The following is a 19,670-nucleotide window of genomic DNA, read 5'->3' on the forward strand; positions in this document are numbered from 1 at the left end:
ATTTTTTTTATTATTTACTTTGCAACTCAAAGTACTTTAATATTTATTTGAAATATGAAAAAGCAAAAATACATTTTCCTAATCATCACATTTGTGCTAAGCTTTGGTTTGGCATTATTTGTCGCAGTGAAGGTTTTCCCAAACAATCCATTTTCAAAAAAGAAAACTGAAAATATTCAATCTGATAAAATTAAAAGCGGTGATATTGTATTTCAAACCTCACAGTCTCCTCAATGCGAAGCCGTTCGAATTGCTACTAATTCTAAATTCTCGCATTGCGGTATTATTTTTGACCTCAACGGAAAATGGTTTGTTTTTGAAGCTGTACAGCCTGTAAAACTTACTCCTTTTGACGAATGGATCCAGCACGGAAAAAATAATAAATATGTCGTAAAGAGATTAAAAAATGCTGAAACCGTTTTGACTCCGGAAGTACTTCAAAAAATGGAAAATTACGGCCAGCAGTTTGACGGAAAAGAATATGATGCTTATTTTGAATGGACTGATAATAGAATTTATTGTTCTGAATTGGTTTGGAAAATTTATAAAAATGCGGCAGGGATTGAACTATCAAAACTAAGAGAATTGAAAGATTTTAATTTAGAAGATCCGAGAGTCAAAAAAATTCTTAAAGAGCGTTATGGCAATGATATTCCGCTTGAAGAAAAAGTTGTCGCTCCCTCTGACCTAGCGGATTCAAATTTATTAAAAACCGTAATAGACAATTATTAAGAAATAAGTTAAAAGCTAATTCTAAACCCGATTAGCTTTTTATTTTAACTATTTACTTTGAATTTCAAAGAACTTTTAACCAGCACAACTATGAGAGATTATTTAATTGAAAAATTATACGAATGCACTAAAAAGCCGTATCAAAAATATTTTAAGAAAAACGAGCCTTGGAATATTGATAAAAAACAGCTGTTTAATTTTCCTAAAGATAGCTTAGGATATGGTTTAGGAAATTTTCTACATAAAAATCATTTTGATATTCAGGAGAAATTGGAAGATCACGATATTATACATGTTCTTACGAATACTGGAATTTCTGTTTATGAAGAAATCGGCATGCAGTATTATCTTTTCGGAAACGGAAAAAGAAGCTTGTATTTGTATATGGTTATTCTATCTGGAACTCTTTTTTATCCCAAACAGATAAAGTATTTCGTTGAGCAGTATAAAAGAGGGAAACAAGCACATTCATTTCATTATCTGGATTTTTCAAAAATGCTTTCAATGCCTATACAATCTATTCAACAAACTTTTAATATTTAAGATCATGAAAACAATACACAATAAACACTTTGAAGAAAAACAATCTACGGAACTGGCTGTTGGAACTTTTATTATCAGTACTCTTTTGTTTATGCTTTATATCATTTCAAATGAAAGTCCTAATATTTTAGTAATTGCATGGCCGTTTGCCTTATCAGGAATAGTACTTAATGCGATTATGCTTTTTCATTTAACCGAAAGATTTATTCATTTACCGGAATATCGAAAAGATATTGGATTTAAGATTTTAATTGTTCTTTCTAATATTCCTATTACATTTTTATATTATCTGGTGGTGATGAAAATTAATTGAGTTTTACGAAATAAAAAAAGCCGCAAGTATAACTCGCGGCTTTTTCTTTATAATCTATTTTTTAATTTTAGTTTGCTGCAGGAATAACAATTCCGGTTTGGTCAATTAAATATAATAATGACGTCATTGTTGCTGCACCTAATTCTAACTCTCTTTTGTTAATGGCATCAAATTTATCGTTTGCTGCGTGGTGGTAATCAAAGTAACGTTGTGAATCTGGTTTTAAACCTGCTTTAACGATCGCTTTAGACGTTAAATGACTGATATCTGAACCTGCGTGCCCAATTGTAAAACTGTGTACTAAATAAGGCTCAAAAAAGTCTTTAAATCCTTGTATTTTTTTCAAATTAACATCGTCAGCTTCAATAGAAAATCCTCTTGGAGAAAATCCGCCTGAATCACTTTCTAATGCAAAAATGTGATTCTCTTTATTTTGCTTTGAAATTTCTTCGTATTTAGCACCGCCTTTTCCGCCGTTTTCTTCATTCATAAACAATACTACACGAATTGTATTCTTTGGTTTGTAGTTTAGGTTTTTAAGAATACGAATCGCTTCCATACTCTGTACTACTCCTGCTCCATCATCATGAGAACCATCAGCTAAATCCCAAGAATCTAAGTGACCGCCCACAACCATAATGTTTTCAGGACTTACAGTTCCTGTTAATTCTCCAACAACGTTATGTGATAATACATCCGGCAGCGTTTCGCAAGACTGTTTGAAATAAAATTTTAAAGCTGGATTTGCTTTCAAGGTTTTACTTAACAATTCAGCTCCATTTGTACTAATTGCAGCAGTTGGAATATATTGCTCTTTTGGTAAATCACCATAGCTTTGTGCTCCTGTATGCGGGAAATCATCTAAACGCAAATTCATAGAACGAACAATTGTTCCTACTGCTCCAAGTTTTGCAGCTTCTTTTGCACCAGCATATCTTTGGTCTACACATGCACCGTATGATGTAAAAGTTTCAATGTTTTCAGGATTCATTGGTCTGTTATAAAACACAATTTTTCCTTTTACTTTATCAGTACCAAGTTCTGCTAATTCTTTAATTCCCTGTACTTCGATTATTTCTGCTGTAAGTCCGGTTTTTGGAGTTGCAACAGATCCTCCTAAAGCGCAGATTGGTACATTAGTTTTTACTTTTCCGTCTAAGATATAAGCTGTTTCTTTTTCACCGCGTACCCAGTGAGGAACCATAACTTCTTGTAAATATACTTTATCCAGACCAATGCTTTCTAATTGTCTCTTAGTGTATTCTACTGCTTCTGCAGCACCTTTTGATCCAGACAAACGGCTTCCAATATCGTTCGAAAGGTATTCTAACCAAGAATAACACTTCGCTTCTGTTAAAGCTTTTTTGTAAAATAATTTGATGTTTTTTTCATCATTTGACTGCGCAAATAATGTCAATCCGTTTAAAACTAACGCAGTTAAAAGAATTGTTTTTTTCATAGTTTTTTAGCATTTTGGGTTTCTTCCAATTTCTTGGCTTATTTCACAAAGAAACAAAAATTCTATAAAATTGTCAGAGTTTTTCCATATCCTTTCTCAAAAAAAAACTCTAATTACAAACCTGTTAGTTTATAATTAGAGTTTTTATGTTTTTAATAAAATAAAGCTATTTTACTTCGATAATTTTATTTTTCGTTCCTATTCCGTTTTCATTAAAAGGCTCAATTGTAAAATAGTATTTTGTTCCTTTATCTAAACCTCTAAAGTCATAAGAATTGTCGCCGTAAACCATAATACTGTTGTATAGTTTATCTGGTTCAATTCCGTAATAAATATTGTATCCAACAGCATCATTTTGCTTTTTCCAGGAAATCATGGCATTTCTGGAATCAGCTTTATTTCTGTCTACTTTAAAAGAAGCAACTGCTTTTGGTTTTGCTGCTAATCCGTTTCCAAAAACCCTGAAATCAGAAATTGCAAATAATCCAGATGCATTATGAATGTTTTCCATCTTAATATAACGCGCTTTAAATGATTTTGTAAGTTCTACATAGTCATGAGGTGCATCTTTATCATTTTTAGATTTATCAACCACCAAAGTCCAGTTTTGTGCATCATCAGACATGAAAATTTTATACTGATAATAAATATCCATTGCTTTATTAAACTGAGTAGCTTTATGATCGGCATAATTAATCTGCAGCGCATTTATCTCCATCGGTCTTCCTAAATCCATTTGCAGCCATTCGCCAGAATTGCTTGTTTTAGCCGACCAATAGGTTTGAATATTTTCATCTGTAAGGTTTTCTGGCCCGTAACAGAATTTCTCATATACTTTTTTCCCTCCATTATCCATTCTGTGCGTTTCTACTTCCATACATTCTTCAGAAGAAGAAACGGTTACAGGCTTTTTATACGAAAGCAGCATCCAGCCAGATGAAGCTCCTTTTGTCTGATCACGCTGGCTTGTTGGCAATACAATAGGGAAATCTCCATAAGCAGTAATAGAATACATTACATCATCTTTATCAAATCCTGCCGGAAACATATCGATACGGCGTTCAAAACGATCTTTAATTGAAATTTTACAAGTTCCAGTATTCCAGTAGTTTCCGTAATTATCAGCAAAAGTATTTCCGTGTCCTGCTCCAATTACGAATCCGCCTGGTTTATAAGACATTGGGTTGTGTTTTTGATAGGTAAATGGTCCAAGCGGATTATTTCCAACATGAACTCCATTTGCATAACCTTTAAATTCTGTTGCCGGCGCACCGTACTGCATGTAATATTTTCCGTTGTGTTTGGTCATCCAGGCTCCTTCGATAAAATTCCCCCAAGGTGCAGGTTCCATATCATTGTTTGGTCCAAAACGTTCCCATCCGTGTTGAGAAGGTTCTAAAATAGCAACTTCTTTAATTTGTCCGTATGGTTTTTGAATATCTTCAACTTCTGTCGCTTTGTATAATGTAGCATAATCTGCCTGATTTCCTTTTGGAAGCCAAGTTTTATAATCAACTTCAACGCCCACTAAAGGCAATTTTCCACTTGAACCATAATACATGTAGACTTTTTTATCATCGTCCTGAAAAATAGCAGGATCCCATGTTGGCAGCATTGCTTTATCTACGTGACGTGTCCATCTTCCTGATTTTGGATCGGCAGTTTTCCAGATTGGATGATCTCTTTTCCAGGTTGAACCTACATAAAATAAAGTGTCATTTACTACCCAGGCCGCTGGCGCGCATTGGTCATCGTCGCCTGGCTGTCTTTGAAAACTTCCGTAAACAAAATTCCAGTCTGACATATCTTTACTCCAAAAAAATCCTGCCTGATTGGTTGCAAATAAATAATATTCGCCTTTATAAGTTATAATTACAGGATCGGCGCTTGAACGGCGTGATTCTGGAATTCCGTTATGATTGTGTGTCGTGAAATTATAACCTATGTTAATTGGATTACAATAAGTTGTTGCGGGTTTTGATGGATCAAACCATTCCGTTTTACCCGAATTTTGTGCCGAAAGGTTTTGACTAAAAAATATCAAAACCCATAAAACAGGCAGTGCAAGTTGTTTATATATATTTTTCATGGTTGATTGTTTGTAAAGTTTGAAAGCTTACTTTTTTGCTTTTAATCTTTCGCTTAAAAGTTCTGGCTCGTTGGTTGTAATGTAATTGAATTTATGCTCAATAATCCAATCCATATCTTTAGCATCGTTAACAGTCCAGGCATTTAGGATAATTTTGTTATCCTTTGCTTCTTGTATCCATTCAGGATGTTTTTGAAAAACAGAATAATGATAATCAACGCCGTTAATTTTATCTGCTTTTACTTCTTTTGGAGATTTATTTCCTTCCAAATACTGCAGGGAAGTTTTAGAATCAATTTCTCTGATTTTTTTTAGAATATCATAATCAAAACTGATGTAGCAGGTGTTTTTATCGGCTTTTAATTTTTTAATGGTTTCGACTGCTGCTACACCCGTTTTTTGTCCTCTTTCTTTACTGATTTCTGAAGGTTTAATTTCACAGACCAAAAGTGTATGTTTATTATTTCGCATTCCTTCAGAAATGTATTCGTGAAGGGTTGGGAGTTTTTCTCCGTTTGAAAGTTTAAATTTTATCAAATCTGCATAATTTGTTTCTTCAATAAGCAGTTTGTTGTAATGCGCATCATGATTGATTACAAGCGAATCATCAGCTGTTCTCCAGACATCAAACTCTGAACCCGGCAGTTTTAAATCAATTGCATGTCGTAATGATGCAATTGAATTTTCGGGCAGATTATTTTTTTTCCAGGCACCGCGATGAGCAACTATCGCATTTTTTTGGGCATTGCAATATGAAAAAGCAATAAGACATATTGCACTAAATATTTTTAGAGCATTCATAATAACGTAGTTAAAAAATTACAAAAATGGTTCTTCAGTTTAAAAAAAAGCCCTCCAAACGAAGGGCTTTTAACTAATCAATAAACCAACTATTTAGTTAACTCAAAACTAACTTTCTTATCGGCATTTGAATTTCCTCCAACGAAAATATCAAACTGTCCAGGCTCTGCTGCAAATTGCAAATCAGAGTTATAAAATTTTAAATCTTCAACCGTAATATCAAAACTTACGGTTTGTTTTTCACCTTTTTTAAGTGCTATTTTTTGGAAACCTTTTAATTCTCTAACTGGTCTTGTTACTGAACCAACTAAATCTCTAATATATAATTGAACTGTTTCTTTTCCGTCAAAATTTCCTGTATTAGTTAAATCAACTGTTACTTTCAATTTTCCAGATGGATTCATTTTATCAGAAGAAATTTTCAGGTTTGAATAATCAAAAGTCGTATAGCTTAAACCAAATCCGAATGGGAATAAAGGCTCGTTTCTTTCGTCAATATAATTTGATCTGAATTTTTCGAATTTACCTTCTGTATTAGAAAGTGGTCTTCCTGTATTTTTGTGCGCGTAGTAAATTGGCAGCTGCCCAACACTTCTTGGAAAAGTTGAAGTCAATTTTCCTGAAGGATTTACGTCTCCGAATAATACATCAGCAATAGCATAACCAGCTTCTGTACCTGCGAACCAAGCATTTAAAATTGCAGGAACTGTTTTCTCTTCGTCTGTAATTACTAACGGACGTCCGTCAAATAAAACTAAAACAACTGGTTTTCCTGTTTTTAATAAAGCGTTTAATAAATCTTTTTGCGCTTGTGGAATTTCTAAATTCGTACGGCTGCTAGATTCTCCGCTCATTTCTGCAGATTCTCCTAAAGCTGCCACAATCACATCTGACTGCTCCGCTACTTTTAAAGCTTCTGCTAATAAATCTTCTTTTGAACGAGCATCACGGTGTAATGTTTTACCAAACATTGTCGCATTGGTTTCAAAAGTTTCATCGTAATCTAAATTACTTCCTTTTGCATATAAAACTTTTGTTCCAGCTCCGGCTACTTCTTTAATACCTCTCAATAACGAAACGGCATTTTCCATTTTTGTAGCCACACTCCAAGTTCCTGGCATGTTTTCTTTTGCATCTGCCAATGGTCCGATTAAACCAATAGTTCCAGATTTTTTAAGTGGTAAAAGCTGGTTTTGGTTTTTTAATAAAACTAAAGATTGTGCTGCAATTTCACGTGCTTCTTTTCTGCTGTCAGTTGTGAAGATTTCAGTTTTTGCTCTTTTCTCATCACAATATTTGTATGGGTCCTGGAATAATCCTAAATCGTATTTTGCTTCTAAAATAAGTTTTACAGCATTATCGATTGTTTCGATTTTTACTCTTCCTTCGTCTAAAGATTTTTTCAAAGTTCCTAAGAAACCTTCTCCAACCATATCCATTTCAACCCCAGCATTTAATGCTAAAGCAGAAACATCTTGAAGATTCCCCATTCCGTGTTCGATCATTTCAGGAATTCCTGTAAAATCAGTTACTACAAATCCTTTGAACCCCCATTGTTTTCTTAAAACATCTGTCATTAACCATTTGTTTCCAGTTGCTGGAATTCCGTCAACTTCGTTGAAAGAAGCCATAACCGAACCTACACCAGCATCAACTGCCGCTTTGTAAGGAGGAAAATAGTCATTAAACATTCTGATGTGGCTCATATCAACCGTGTTGTAATCACGTCCGCCTTCTGGAGCACCGTATAATGCGAAGTGCTTAACACAAGCTAAAATTGAGTTATTTTTTGAAAGATCATGCTGCTGATATCCGTTTACCATTGCTTTTGCAATCTGGCTTCCTAAGTATGGATCTTCCCCTGAACCTTCAGAAACTCTTCCCCATCTTGGATCACGAGAAATATCAACCATTGGAGAAAATGTCCAGTTGATACCGTCTGCACTTGCTTCTTTTGCAGCAATCTGAGCACTTCTTTCAATTAAGCCCATATCCCAGGTACAAGATAATCCTAACGGAATTGGGAATGTTGTTTCGTAACCGTGAATTACGTCCATACCAAAAAGCAGCGGAATTTTTAAACGGCTTTTTTCAACCGCAATTTTCTGTACTTCTTTAATTTTTTGAACTGATTTAATGTTAAACAAACCACCCACTTTTCCTTCAGCAATGTTTTTTGCCACATTTGAGCTGTTTGCCTGCCCTGTGGTAATATCACCAGATGTTGGCAGGTTTAACTGACCCAATTTCTCGTCTAAAGTCATTTTTGACATTAACTCCGCCACAAATTCAGACTTTGGTTTAATTTTCACTGTATTTTTAGCCGGCTTTTTTTGAGCGTAACCCAAAACAGCGCATCCTAAAAAAAGTAAGACTAATTTGTTTTTCATTCTATTTTATTTATTTGTTTGTATTTGTTTTTTTCTGCTGGAACATCCAGTCATAGATTTCCTGATTATCATATACTTTCGTCCAGCTGTCATGATTTGCATCATCAAAAATGGTAAGCTTTACGTCTTTTGCATTACACTTTTTCAATTCTTTGTAAATCGTGATTGCATAATTCACGTTTACCACATCATCTAATAATCCGTGGAAAATTCTGGTAGGAATATTGGCTATTTCACAAGCGTGTTCTAACTGAATTAAATCTACAAAGCCAGCGACAGGTACGTTTGCTGCAAATAGATCCGGATGTGCAAAAGCCAAATTCCAAGAAGCCCAGCCTCCTGAGCTCAAACCAGTAACATATATTCTGTCTGAATCGATTTTATTTTCTTTCTGAATTTTTAAAATCAGCTGATAAATCGATTCTATATCCCAGTTCTCATCTTCCTTACATTGCGGAGCCAGAACATAGGCGTCTAATTGATGCGTTTTTAAATATTTTAACGGACCATGAACTTTTACTTTTTCAAGGTCTGTTCCTTTTTCTCCATCTCCAGAAATAAAAACTATTAGAGGCTTTTTTTCTTTTGTATTTGCCGGTTTATGCAAAACATAACCAAGCTCATATTTAGACATTATAACTGTATTGATTTTCCCTGTTGTTTCGGTCTGCCCAAAAACAACGATAGAAAGTAACAGAAATAAAAATGCTAATGTATTTTTCATAGAAGCTTAAATTCCGTATTTACCAGATTTGAATCCAAGTTTTGTTAATCCTTGTTTTACTTCAGGTGCATTCATGAATAATTTCCATAATAAACCTGTTCTGTAATTTTCAATCATAACCACCTCAGGACCTTGATCAATTGCCAGATAACGTTTTGCAGCCCATTTGTTTCCTAAACTCAGTGCATCATAAAAACCTGCATCTCCCCATGTTTCATCTTTATGATTATCATATAAGTTTCTGATTAAAGCCATCGATTCTTTTGGTGTGTACACGATTGAACTGATTGCTGCAGTAGGTGAAATCACACCTTGATCGTTGCTCGGCATGTGTGCATTATATCCAATAGAACCATCAGGGTTTCTTGAATATGATGCTGTTAAACCCCAATAATCTGGTCCATAACCTGCATTTTTATTTGGATTTTGAACGCAAAACTGATAATTGATTTTGGTTTGGTTTACATTTAAATCCCAGTAGTTTGCATATTTATCTGTTAACTGATTTGGATCTAAACCTACATAAGAATAATGTGCCCAGAATAACGGACCTCCAAATTCTTCAGCACCATTGTGCTTTAAAATAAGCGGAATATTGTATTTTGTTTTTGAAGAAACTATGCCTCCGCTTCTCGCCCATCCTTCATGATATGCCTTTGCATCGATTGTATGAGTTGGTGAAGATGCTGCCATTACGTAAGTGATCAGACATTCGTTATATCCTTGAAGAGGAAAATTCATCTGCCATGCGTAGTTTGGTGACCAGTGCCAGTACAACACATTTTTGTTGTTTGTATACCATTGCCAGTCAACACCTTTCCAAAGTGCATCAAATTTTTGTGCTACAGCTTTTTCTTTTTCAGAACCATCTTTAAGATATTCACGAACTGTAATCATTCCTGCAACCAAAAATGAAGTTTCGACTAAATCGCCGCCATTATCCTTGGTTCCAAAAGGTTTTACTTTTCCTGTATTTCCGTCAATCCAATGTGACCATGCTCCGTGAAAACGATCTGCTTTGCCTAAAAAATCTGCAATTTTATTAAGACGTTCTACACCTTGCTCTTTAGTAATATATCCTTGAGACATTCCTGATACAAGAGCCATTAATCCAAAACCTGAACCTCCTGTTGTAACGATATTTGAATCATTTTCAGGATAATTTCCGTCTGGATGGTAACGCTCTCTGGCTAATCCAGAATTTGGTTCTGCATAATCCCAGAAGTATTTAAAAGTTTGTTTTTGAACAGCGTCTAAAAGCTGTTCGTCTGTTAATGCTGTAACGCCAGAGGTATTTTCCTGTGCATTTTCTTTCGACTTATCATTCGATCCACAACTAAAAAAAGCAAAAGCTAAAAATAAAACTGAAATTCTAATCATTATAAAGATTTTGAGATTGTAATAAATAATCACTTCCTCCAGGATGATTCTGGAGAAAGTGATATAAGATTTTGATTAATAACCGCCTGGGTTTTGAGTTGAATATCCCACTGATTCTCTAATGAAAAATGTTGGTATAGGCCATAATTCATGTTTTCCAACCACAAATGTTTTTCCATCTGCCGCCATAGCTGCCTGCGCCTGACCTGTTCTAACAAGATCAAACCATCTGTCATGTTCAAAAGCAAGTTCTACCCTTCTTTCTTTCCAGATTGCGGTTCTAACATCTGCTTGCGAAACTGCAGGGGTATCACCTAAATTAGCTCTGTGTCTTACTTGGTTTAAGAACGGAACTGCTGCACTTGTCTGCCCCAATTCATTAAGAGCTTCTGCTTTCATTAATAAAACTTCAGCATATCTTAAATATCTTAGGTTTGTATCTGTAAATTCAAGATTGTAAAAATCTGATGAGTATGCTTTGTAGTTGTACATCGGATTTGTTACTGTTGAAGCCACAACTCTTCCATCATATAAAACTGAACCTCTAAAGATAATTGTAGCATTTTTTCTAACATCACCTGGCTCGTAAGCATTAGCAAGGCCTTGAGTTGGTGTGTTGAAACCCCAGCCCCATCCTCCAGCACCTCTTGGTGCCTGAGATACAGTATAGTTACCAATTCCTAATTTTTGATCAGAAGTTGGTGAACCAACACCGTTGATTTCAAAAATTGATTCTGAACCAAATTCACCTTCTAATTTAAATTGTGAAGAATAATCCGCAACTAATGAATAGCCTATTACTTTATCACAATTATCAATTACAGCCTGCCAGTTTTTCAAGTATAAATTTACTTTTGCTAATAATGCATAAGCCGAACCTTTTGAAACTCTTTGTTTGTCATTTCCTGAATAAGTGCTTTTTTCTGGTAACGCCTCAGCAGCTTCTGCTAAATCTTTTTCAATAAAAGCATAAACATCAGAGACAGGTCTACGAGTTAACTGCATTTCTTTATCTTCTGGTGTTAACGGTATATTAGCTAAACGGTCAACAATTGGGACTGCACCATACCCTTTTACTAAAGTAAAGTACATGAAAGCTCTCATGAATTTTGCTTCGCCAATTAATCTATTTCTCAATGCAGGAGTTACTTTGTCTAATTGCGGCAGATACGTTAATGCCTGATTACATCTATTGATTCCGGCATAATTTGCTTTCCAAACACTTTCAAATGATGGAGTTGAAGCATTGTAAGTTAATGCATCCAATACATCCTTATCTGCACCAGTATCCCCTGGGTCAGAACCTTTATCTGCATCATCAGAAATAATACTTGTTACCCCATTCCATCCAAAAGATGACATTTCCCAAGATAAAAACTGGTTGTAAATAGAGGTAACCAATTCTGCAGCTTTACTATCAGTATTTAGATATTCTACATCAACAGGAATTTTATCCGTCTGATCAACATCTAAAAAATCATCTGAACATCCCGAAAAGAGTCCAGCAAGTATAAACAATGATATATATATTCTTTTCATAATATTAAAATTTTAAATTAGCTCCAATAACAAATGATCTCAATGATGGGTAAGCATCTAACTCAACTCCCTGAGTACCTGTAACTAATTCTCCGTCTCCCAATGCTTCCGGTGAAAACCCTGAGAATTTTTGAGTAATAAATGGATTTACAGCATTTACATAAATTCTACAGTAGTTGATAAATCCATTTTCATTTAAAGGAAGTTTGTATCCAACTGTAATGTTATTAATTCTAAAAAAGTCAGCTGATTCTAAGTAATAAGTTGAAGCAACAGGAACTTGGTTAAATGGAGCCGGATTTGAAGCTGTTGTGTTTGTTGGAGTCCAGAAATCACGAGTTAAAGAAGCCTCTACATTTTCTCCAGAAAAACGCTGTGCTTTTTTACCATTGTAGACTTTTGCTCCTCCTGTACCATATCCGTCAACAGAAAAATCAATAGCTTTATATGTTAAACCTAATGTTACACCGTAGTTTGCTGTAGGTAAAACTGAACCAACATATTTTTTATCATTAACTTCATTTAAAGCGCCTTGAGCAACTTTATTACCACTTGCATTGTAGTATAACATTTGTCCATTTGTTGGATCTATTCCTGCATATTCGTACATGTAAAAACTTCCTATTGGCTGTCCAACAGATGTAATATCAAGTATTTTAGTATTCTGACCGTTCCCTAAATTTCCTGCTACAATTGGAGCAATTGAAGGATTGTTCAAACTAGCTAATTTATTTTTGTTGTGAGAGAAATTACCTCCAACCCAGTAACTTAAATTATCATTGATTTTGTCATCCCAACGAAGAGCAATTTCATAACCTTTGTTTGAAACCTCTCCTACGTGAGTAGCAGTTCTTTGAGTAAGTCCTGAAGTTGAATATGGTAAAACATATAAAATGGCATTTGTTGTGTTTTTATCATAAACATCAAAAGATCCTTTTAATCTATTGTTAAACATTTCAATGTCAAAACCTGCTGAAAGTTCTTCAACAATTTCCCATGATAAATTTGGATCTACAGCTGAGTCAACAGTAATTCCTGAACCTGAATCTGGTCCATAATTTAAACCTGAAGTAAAAGTCTGATTGTTCAAAGGCACTTTCTGATTTCCTAATCTACCCCAAGAACCTCTAATCTTTAATAAATCAAGACCTTTTACATTGCTTAAGAAATTTTCTTTCGTTACAATCCATCCAGCACCAAATGATGGGAAAGTTCCCCAACGGTTACCTTCAGAAAACTGTGAAGATCCGTCGCGTCTTACTGTTCCTGTAAACAAATATCTGTCCATTAATTTGTATTGGAAACGTGCAAAATATGATGATAATTTTTGCTGATTTAATGCTACATCTGTATAACCAACAACATTTGCAGCATAAGGAACGCCGTCTAATGCCCAGTAATTAGAATTAGCTTCGACATTTTTTCTAGTAATACCAAGTTTTTCTCTTGTACCAATAACGTTTGCCTCAATACCCGCAGTCACCTCAACATCGTGAATTTCAGCAAACACTTTATTATAAGTAAAATAGTTAGATAAGTTCCAGTTGAAATATTGATCTCTATTTCTTGTTAAGGTATTGATATTACTTTTTGGATCGTATGCATCTACAACTCTGTTTGGGTCTGCAGCTAACCAAATAGCTAGATTGTCAACATAGTTATATTGCTTATAAGTATAAAACTCTCCGTTAAATTGGGAAGTGAATTTTAATGATTTTGTAATATCAAAATCTAATTTTAAACCTCCTTGTAAAATAACAGTTTGCTGTTTTTCATTATTATAATCGATAGCACTTACTGGATTTCCAACTGAATTAAATTGAGAACCTGTTTCTGCAGCAACTCCATTATTTACAAAAGGAACACCATATTTACCATCAGCATAACGCACTGGTACGATTGGCGATTGTCTGTAAGCTGTTGTAAATGCAGATAATGGTTTTGGTGTGTTTTTTATTGAGCTCACACTAAAATTCTGGCTTAATTTAAGTCTTTCAGAAATTTTATACTCGTTGTTACTTCTAATAGTTGTACGAGAATAATCTGTTCCATTCAAAATTCCTTTTTCTTGGTAGTTTCCTGCACTTAAAAAGTATTTAATACTTTCTGATGAACCAGACAATGCGAGATTGTTTTCTGAATAAGTTCCTGTGCGCGTAATTTCATCATACCAATTTGTATTAATTGGCTGATTCAAAGAAAATTTAGCCGGATCGTTAAAAGCGGCATTACTATAACGAGCAAACTCCTCACTATTAGCCATTTTCACCTTTTTCAAAGCAGATTTAAAACCACTATAACTATCAAAATCAATAGTCATTTTACCTTTACCAGCTTTTGTAGTAATCATGATCACACCATTCGCACCTCTAGTACCATAAATAGCAAGTGCAGAGGCATCTTTTAGAACTTCATAAGAAGTAATATCATTTGTGTTAATGTTATTGATGTTGTCAGTTGGCATTCCATCCACAACATATAAAGGGTTTCTTCCTCCTAATGCTGTACCAACCCCCCTGATAATTACTGAAGGTGTTCCTCCAGGCGTATTAGAAGAAGTTACTTGAACCCCGGCTGCTTTCCCCTGAATAGCCTGAGTTGCATTTGACACCTTCATTTTTGTAATTTCCTCTGATTTTAGAGAACTTACAGCAGAAGTATTGTCAATTTTTTTTCTTGTACCGTATCCAATTACTACAACTTCTTTTAAGGCAGTATCACCTGCTTCTTTTAAAGTAATTGTCATTGGTGCGGCAGTTGCCGGTACAGAAACTGAATCAAAGCCTAACATAGAGATTTTTAAAATGTCTCCTGGTTTTGCATTAATTGTAAAGTTTCCGTCGAAATCTGCATCAGCAGTTGCTCTAGCGTCAGATGAAGCAATGATTGCTCCCGGAATCCCCATTCCGCTGCTGTCAACTACTTTTCCTTTAATCGCTTGTGCCTGCCCAGACATATATGCTGGAAGCATTAAGAGCACAAATAAGCTAAAAATAAAATTTTTCATACAGTTTGTAATCGTTTAAGTTAGTAGAGCCAAATTAAGCAATTACAACGTTGTAGTACATCAAATACCACTACTACACAGCTACATCATTGTGTTAAAAAACAAAGTTATTACAATGATTATCAACACAATAAATGTTAAAGAAAATTCATTAACATAACGTTATGATGTAGTAATGATGTATTAGAATTATGTAAAAATTGATGATTAAAAATATAAAATCTTTAAAAAATAAAATCAAATCTTACAGAGTTAATAAAAACTTCGACAGGTTTTCGTCCTGAGTCAGGTTTAGCTTCTTTCTAAGGCGATATCTATGCAGTTCTACACCTCTAAATGAGATGTTCATCATAGGTGCAATTTCTTTTGAAGAAAGATTCATTTTTAAATAAACACATAGTTTGATATCCTTTGGAGTTAATTGAGGATACTTTTTAGATAAATTTATGATAAACTCATTATGGATTTGATTTAAGTTGGTTTCAAATATTTCCCATTCGTGTTTATTTACTTCATTTATCTTAATTGCTTTTTTGATTTCACTTTTAAGTTTATTGAAATCTTTTTCAGAATCCAGAATATTTTGAATATTCTCGATCATTTCACTTTGTTTTGCAATAGACAGAGATTTTCCTGCAACTTCAGAAGATTTACTTTGCAGTTCAAGTTCAAGAATGTGTTTTTCATATTCCTGAATATTTAATTCATTTTCTTTTTTCAGCTCCATTTCAAGAATTTCACGCTGATGCTTTAATTCTTCGGCTTGTAATTTTAATTTTTGGGTATAACGAAGTTTATTCCATTTGTAATAGAAAAATAACACTGCTCCTATTACTAACAGATAAAGGAAAATCATCCAAAAAGAAAAATACCAAGGCTGAGCAACTTTAAAATCAAAACTGGAAACTTTATCATAATTAGCCCCGTCATTTTTAAAAATCACAATAGAATGCGATCCGCTGCTTAAGTTGTTTAAAACAATTGCACCATTTGAAATAGGAATGTAATTCTTCCCTTTATTAATTTGATAAAACAAATTGGGTTTACTGGCACCATAAATTCCGGAGATTACATTTACACGAAGTTCTGTGTTGTGTTTTATCTTACCTTCATTTGGCAATAATTCTTTTTCATTATAAGCTTCAACTTTTACTCCTTTGTTTTGTTTATTTTCATACCCCAGCTGAAGTGAAATAAAACCGTCATCAAGATTCATTAAATAATGATTGTGGCTTCTAAAAATTCTCAGATTTTCATTAATCAACTTTCCTTTATAATATTTCTCCTGAATCATATTCCAGACAAACTTGTTGTCATGAGAATAAATATGATACAAAATACCTTCCTGAAGCACTATGAAATGATCTTTATCGATTGCTACAACATCAGTAATGTTTTTAAAATTGGTATTGAATAATTCATTTTCTTCTAATTTATTAGAAATAGAATTAAACGTGTACCAAACATTATTAATTAGAAAAAGTATTTCATCTCTAAATTCGAAAATTTTGACACCAAAATCATTTGCGATTTTACTCTGCTGTGTGATATTCTCAACTTTTTGGGTTTTAAAATTATCATCAAAAAGAACTCTGTATAAACCCCGGTAATTATCGGCTGCCCAGATTTCATTTTTTTTATTTTGGGCAACATATTTTATGGGTTTTGAAAGATCATTAATTTTTATGCTCTGTGTAAGCTTTGAAACATCATTATATACTAGAACACCGCTGTAAGTCGATTGAAAATAAGTTTCATTTATCATGCTTTTAGATAAATTCCAACCGCCGCTAATGTTGTTTATTTTAGTGAGCGCTCCTTTTTCGTAGCAAAAAGTTCCGTCATTATGACCAATGATATATTTCTCTCCTATTTTAGTAATATTCCAGCCTTGGCCTTGTGTACCGGGCATCATTTTAAAATTTCCTGAATCGAATTCAAAAATTCCGTGATTAGAAGCAATTAAGTATCCTTTATCTATAGTTGCTACAGAATATACAGATCCTAAAATACCAGAATTGTCATAAAAAAAGGAAATAGGCGAATTAATTTCGACATGAGCAATTCCATTATCAAGTCCCAGCCATAAATCTTCTTCTTTGTCAAAACCAATGCTTAGGACAGAATTGTTCATCAAAACATTATTTCGATCAATATTTTTAAAGGTATTTGTATTGAAATCATAAATAAAAACACCTTTATTTCCTGTACCTACGACAAGTTTATTGTTTTTAATAAATTTCGCTACATTAATTCCATTTGACTTAAAAGTTTCGTTTAATGGATTATCCCACGGTTTTAAACCATTTTTTTCGACTAAATAGATTCCTTTCTTCTGCGTAAAAATATAAGTCTGGTTTTTGTATTTCTCGATTGCGTGAACAACTGTGTTTTTTAAAATATCCCATCCTTTTGGATTTGAAATCTTTGACCCATCCATTTTAAAGAGGCCTTTGTCTACAGAAGCCACGTAAACATTATTGTCTACTACAAAACAATAGGAAATTAAGAATGGAAACTTGATTTTTTTGATGTGTTTTCCATTATAAATAAAAACATCGTTAAAAGACTGAAAATAGAGTGAACCATTGAATCTAAAAATTTTCCAGATTTCTTCATTATCTTTTTCATCAAACAAGCGCAGGTTTTTTGTAATTGAAACATAATGCATTTTTCCGTTTTCGCGGTACCAATATCCAAATTCTTTATAAGAACCGGAGTAAATTCGATCACCTTCAATTAATATCGAACGAATAATGGTTTTATTAGGAAGTGAGTATTTCTCCCAAACAACACCATCATATCTAAGAAGATAGTGATTATTGGCAAAATACATCGCTTTATCTTTACCCTGAGCAACATTCCATATTTGATTGTCGCCCTGATAATCTGATTTATTGTAATTTTCTACGAAAGGAAGTAATTCTTGTGCTTGGATTTGAAAACCAATGAAAAAGAAGAAAACTGATTTTAAAAGTATCGATTTCAAGATATTCGGATTTAAATCCAAAGATAATCACAAATATTTAATTTTCAGCTTTAAAAACAAGATGAGATTTAGCCCGTAACAGCAATCAGCAAAGTTAGAATACCGATTATGAGGCATAAAGGAGCAAAATAATGTGTATCATTCTGTCCGAATTTGGTATTTTTTATTTTTTTGAAAAACCCAAGATATTTGAAATCTCCGATTGCTCTTACAGTAAATATTGTCATTAAAATCCAAAGACCATATTTTTCCAGCCAAAGCGGCAATACTGCAGAAACGATTCTGACTTTTATTAAATAAAAAACACCAAAACCAAACAAACCAACAGTAACTATCAATGTAGGCACTATTCCTGGATTTTTTGGAGGAGTTTGTGTATCAGATGTTGGATAAACACCTTCAGTTCCCCATTTTCCTCCAAAAGCCCAATAAACATGGATTAATGAAAGAAAAAGAAATACAAAAAATAGTAGTACTGCAATGATTTTTGCCATTGTTAAAGTTTATTTTTAAGAGATTAATTCTCTAATAATTGATAAACCTGATTTGCAATTTCAAATTCTTCGTCTGTTGGCACTACCAGAATTTTTACAATAGAATTTGGAGTATTAATTTCTCGTAATTCTTTAGAACGAATTTGATTCTTTTCTTTGTCGATTTCAATTCCAAAATAATCCATATCTGTACAGATTAAATTACGCATAAACGAAGAATTTTCTCCAATACCAGCTGTAAAAACTATAGCATCTAATCCGTTTAAAGCTGCGGCATAAGAACCAATTGTTTTTCTAATTCTGTAAGCATTCATTAATAATGCCAGCTGACAGTCTTTATTTCCTTCTGATGCTTTAGATTCAATATCACGAAGATCGCTATATCCTGTAAGACCAAGCATTCCGCTTTGTTTTAATAAAATAGAATTGACTTCATCTGGTGTATAGCCTAAACTTTTTACCATATAAAAAATAACCGACTGATCTATATCTCCTGCACGGGTTCCCATAACTAAACCATTTGCTGGTGAAAACCCCATAGTAGTATCGATGCTTTTTCCGTCTTTTACAGCTGTCATACTACAGCCGTTTCCTAAATGAATAGTAATAATTTTAGAGCCTTTTTCTAAATAATTAATTGCCTTTTCTGAAACATATTTATGACTTGTTCCATGAAAGCCGTAAACTCGAACTTTATGTTCTGTTAAAAGAAAATTAGGAATAGCATATTTATGAGCTTCAACCGGAATTGTCTGATGAAAAGCGGTATCAAAAACGGCTACTTGTTTTGCAGAAGCAAAAATTTCTTCGGCAACGTTTATTCCAACTAAATGCGCCGGATTGTGAAGAGGAGCCAGTTCTGAAAGTTCTTTAATTTTTTCTTTTACTTCTTCGGTAATAACTGTTGTGTTCGAAAAATAACTTCCTCCGTGAACTACTCTATGCCCTACTGCGGTAATTTCTGATGTGGTTTTAATTACTCCCGTTTCTGCATCCAGAAGCATATCGGCTACTTTTTGCAATCCTACTTTGTGAGTTGGAACCGGTAGTATTTCTTCAAATGAATTTGAAACTGTTTTAAAAGTAATATTCGATGTTTCTAAACCAATTCTGTCAATCATGCCTGAACAAATTACTTCATTTGCCGGCATAACCATTAATTGATATTTAATTGAAGAACTTCCTGAGTTTATAATTAGTATTTTCATTT

The 19,670-nt window shown here is 33.7% G+C and carries 14 protein-coding genes; 3 read left to right on the plus strand and 11 right to left on the minus strand.

The genetic code is table 11. From position 1 onward, the window contains the following. Nucleotides 1-54 precede the first annotated feature (54 nt). The 3 genes from FJOH_RS18180 to FJOH_RS18190 all read left to right on the plus strand — a co-directional run bounded on the left by FJOH_RS18180 (nucleotide 55) and on the right by FJOH_RS18190 (nucleotide 1,588). Nucleotides 55-732 carry a YiiX family permuted papain-like enzyme gene (locus tag FJOH_RS18180; RefSeq protein WP_012025496.1) on the plus strand — a complete coding sequence of 226 codons (678 nt, stop codon included), beginning with the start codon at nucleotides 55-57 and terminating at the stop codon, nucleotides 730-732. Nucleotides 733-822: 90 nt separating this feature from the next. Continuing rightward, on the plus strand, nucleotides 823-1,275 hold the full coding sequence (locus tag FJOH_RS18185; RefSeq protein WP_012025497.1) for a Coq4 family protein: 453 nt from the start codon (nucleotides 823-825) through the stop codon (nucleotides 1,273-1,275). A gap of 4 nt (nucleotides 1,276-1,279) precedes the next feature. After that, on the plus strand, nucleotides 1,280-1,588 hold the full coding sequence (locus FJOH_RS18190; RefSeq protein ID WP_012025498.1) for a hypothetical protein: 309 nt from the start codon (nucleotides 1,280-1,282) through the stop codon (nucleotides 1,586-1,588). Between the two features lie 67 nt (nucleotides 1,589-1,655). On the opposite strand, the gene FJOH_RS18195 is transcribed toward FJOH_RS18190, so the two are convergent. The 11 genes from FJOH_RS18195 to FJOH_RS18245 form a co-directional block, all read right to left on the minus strand. Then, nucleotides 1,656-3,047 carry a M20/M25/M40 family metallo-hydrolase gene (locus tag FJOH_RS18195; RefSeq protein WP_012025499.1) on the minus strand — a complete coding sequence of 464 codons (1,392 nt, stop codon included), beginning with the start codon at nucleotides 3,045-3,047 and terminating at the stop codon, nucleotides 1,656-1,658. Between the two features lie 166 nt (nucleotides 3,048-3,213). Continuing rightward, a complete protein-coding gene (locus FJOH_RS18200; RefSeq protein ID WP_012025500.1) occupies nucleotides 3,214-5,136 on the minus strand; it encodes a discoidin domain-containing protein in 1,923 nt (640 codons plus the stop codon). A 27-nt stretch (nucleotides 5,137-5,163) separates the two neighbouring features. Further along, nucleotides 5,164-5,937: a glycerophosphodiester phosphodiesterase family protein gene (locus tag FJOH_RS18205; protein WP_012025501.1), complete on the minus strand. Its 774-nt coding sequence runs from the start codon at nucleotides 5,935-5,937 to the stop codon at nucleotides 5,164-5,166. An 89-nt stretch (nucleotides 5,938-6,026) separates the two neighbouring features. Further along, nucleotides 6,027-8,327 (minus strand): beta-glucosidase BglX, encoded by a 2,301-nt coding sequence (bglX, locus tag FJOH_RS18210; protein ID WP_012025502.1) that lies wholly within the window; start codon nucleotides 8,325-8,327, stop codon nucleotides 6,027-6,029. Nucleotides 8,328-8,337: 10 nt separating this feature from the next. Further along, the gene (locus tag FJOH_RS18215) at nucleotides 8,338-9,051 is read right to left on the minus strand and encodes a carboxylesterase family protein (RefSeq protein WP_012025503.1); all 714 of its coding nucleotides are present in this window, start codon (nucleotides 9,049-9,051) and stop codon (nucleotides 8,338-8,340) included. Between the two features lie 6 nt (nucleotides 9,052-9,057). Further along, nucleotides 9,058-10,431 carry a glucoamylase family protein gene (locus tag FJOH_RS18220; protein ID WP_012025504.1) on the minus strand — a complete coding sequence of 458 codons (1,374 nt, stop codon included), beginning with the start codon at nucleotides 10,429-10,431 and terminating at the stop codon, nucleotides 9,058-9,060. Between the two features lie 75 nt (nucleotides 10,432-10,506). Beyond that, entirely contained in the window at nucleotides 10,507-11,970 is a 1,464-nt protein-coding gene (locus FJOH_RS18225; RefSeq protein WP_012025505.1) for a RagB/SusD family nutrient uptake outer membrane protein, read from the minus strand. 4 nt (nucleotides 11,971-11,974) lie between these two features. After that, nucleotides 11,975-14,977 carry a SusC/RagA family TonB-linked outer membrane protein gene (locus tag FJOH_RS18230; protein ID WP_012025506.1) on the minus strand — a complete coding sequence of 1,001 codons (3,003 nt, stop codon included), beginning with the start codon at nucleotides 14,975-14,977 and terminating at the stop codon, nucleotides 11,975-11,977. 244 nt (nucleotides 14,978-15,221) lie between these two features. Further along, on the minus strand, nucleotides 15,222-17,966 hold the full coding sequence (locus FJOH_RS18235; RefSeq protein ID WP_044048365.1) for a helix-turn-helix and ligand-binding sensor domain-containing protein: 2,745 nt from the start codon (nucleotides 17,964-17,966) through the stop codon (nucleotides 15,222-15,224). Between the two features lie 68 nt (nucleotides 17,967-18,034). Next, complete coding sequence (locus tag FJOH_RS18240) at nucleotides 18,035-18,460, minus strand: DUF3995 domain-containing protein (RefSeq protein ID WP_012025508.1); 426 nt, start codon at nucleotides 18,458-18,460, stop codon at nucleotides 18,035-18,037. Between the two features lie 23 nt (nucleotides 18,461-18,483). Beyond that, complete coding sequence (locus FJOH_RS18245) at nucleotides 18,484-19,668, minus strand: acetate/propionate family kinase (protein WP_012025509.1); 1,185 nt, start codon at nucleotides 19,666-19,668, stop codon at nucleotides 18,484-18,486. Between the last annotated feature and the right edge of the window lie 2 nt (nucleotides 19,669-19,670).

The organism is Flavobacterium johnsoniae UW101, assembly GCF_000016645.1.
GTDB classification, from domain to species: domain Bacteria; phylum Bacteroidota; class Bacteroidia; order Flavobacteriales; family Flavobacteriaceae; genus Flavobacterium; species Flavobacterium johnsoniae.

Coding starts and splice junctions, on each gene's coding strand:
- FJOH_RS18230 (WP_012025506.1), bottom strand. CDS start 14,977: ATGAAAAATTTTATTTTTAGCTTATTTGTGCTCTTAATGCTTCCAGCA.
- FJOH_RS18200 (WP_012025500.1), bottom strand. CDS start 5,136: ATGAAAAATATATATAAACAACTTGCACTGCCTGTTTTATGGGTTTTG.
- FJOH_RS18245 (WP_012025509.1), bottom strand. CDS start 19,668: ATGAAAATACTAATTATAAACTCAGGAAGTTCTTCAATTAAATATCAA.
- FJOH_RS18225 (WP_012025505.1), bottom strand. CDS start 11,970: ATGAAAAGAATATATATATCATTGTTTATACTTGCTGGACTCTTTTCG.
- FJOH_RS18205 (WP_012025501.1), bottom strand. CDS start 5,937: ATGAATGCTCTAAAAATATTTAGTGCAATATGTCTTATTGCTTTTTCA.
- FJOH_RS18180 (WP_012025496.1), top strand. CDS start 55: ATGAAAAAGCAAAAATACATTTTCCTAATCATCACATTTGTGCTAAGC.
- bglX (WP_012025502.1), bottom strand. CDS start 8,327: ATGAAAAACAAATTAGTCTTACTTTTTTTAGGATGCGCTGTTTTGGGT.
- FJOH_RS18240 (WP_012025508.1), bottom strand. CDS start 18,460: ATGGCAAAAATCATTGCAGTACTACTATTTTTTGTATTTCTTTTTCTT.
- FJOH_RS18185 (WP_012025497.1), top strand. CDS start 823: ATGAGAGATTATTTAATTGAAAAATTATACGAATGCACTAAAAAGCCG.
- FJOH_RS18195 (WP_012025499.1), bottom strand. CDS start 3,047: ATGAAAAAAACAATTCTTTTAACTGCGTTAGTTTTAAACGGATTGACA.
- FJOH_RS18215 (WP_012025503.1), bottom strand. CDS start 9,051: ATGAAAAATACATTAGCATTTTTATTTCTGTTACTTTCTATCGTTGTT.
- FJOH_RS18190 (WP_012025498.1), top strand. CDS start 1,280: ATGAAAACAATACACAATAAACACTTTGAAGAAAAACAATCTACGGAA.
- FJOH_RS18220 (WP_012025504.1), bottom strand. CDS start 10,431: ATGATTAGAATTTCAGTTTTATTTTTAGCTTTTGCTTTTTTTAGTTGT.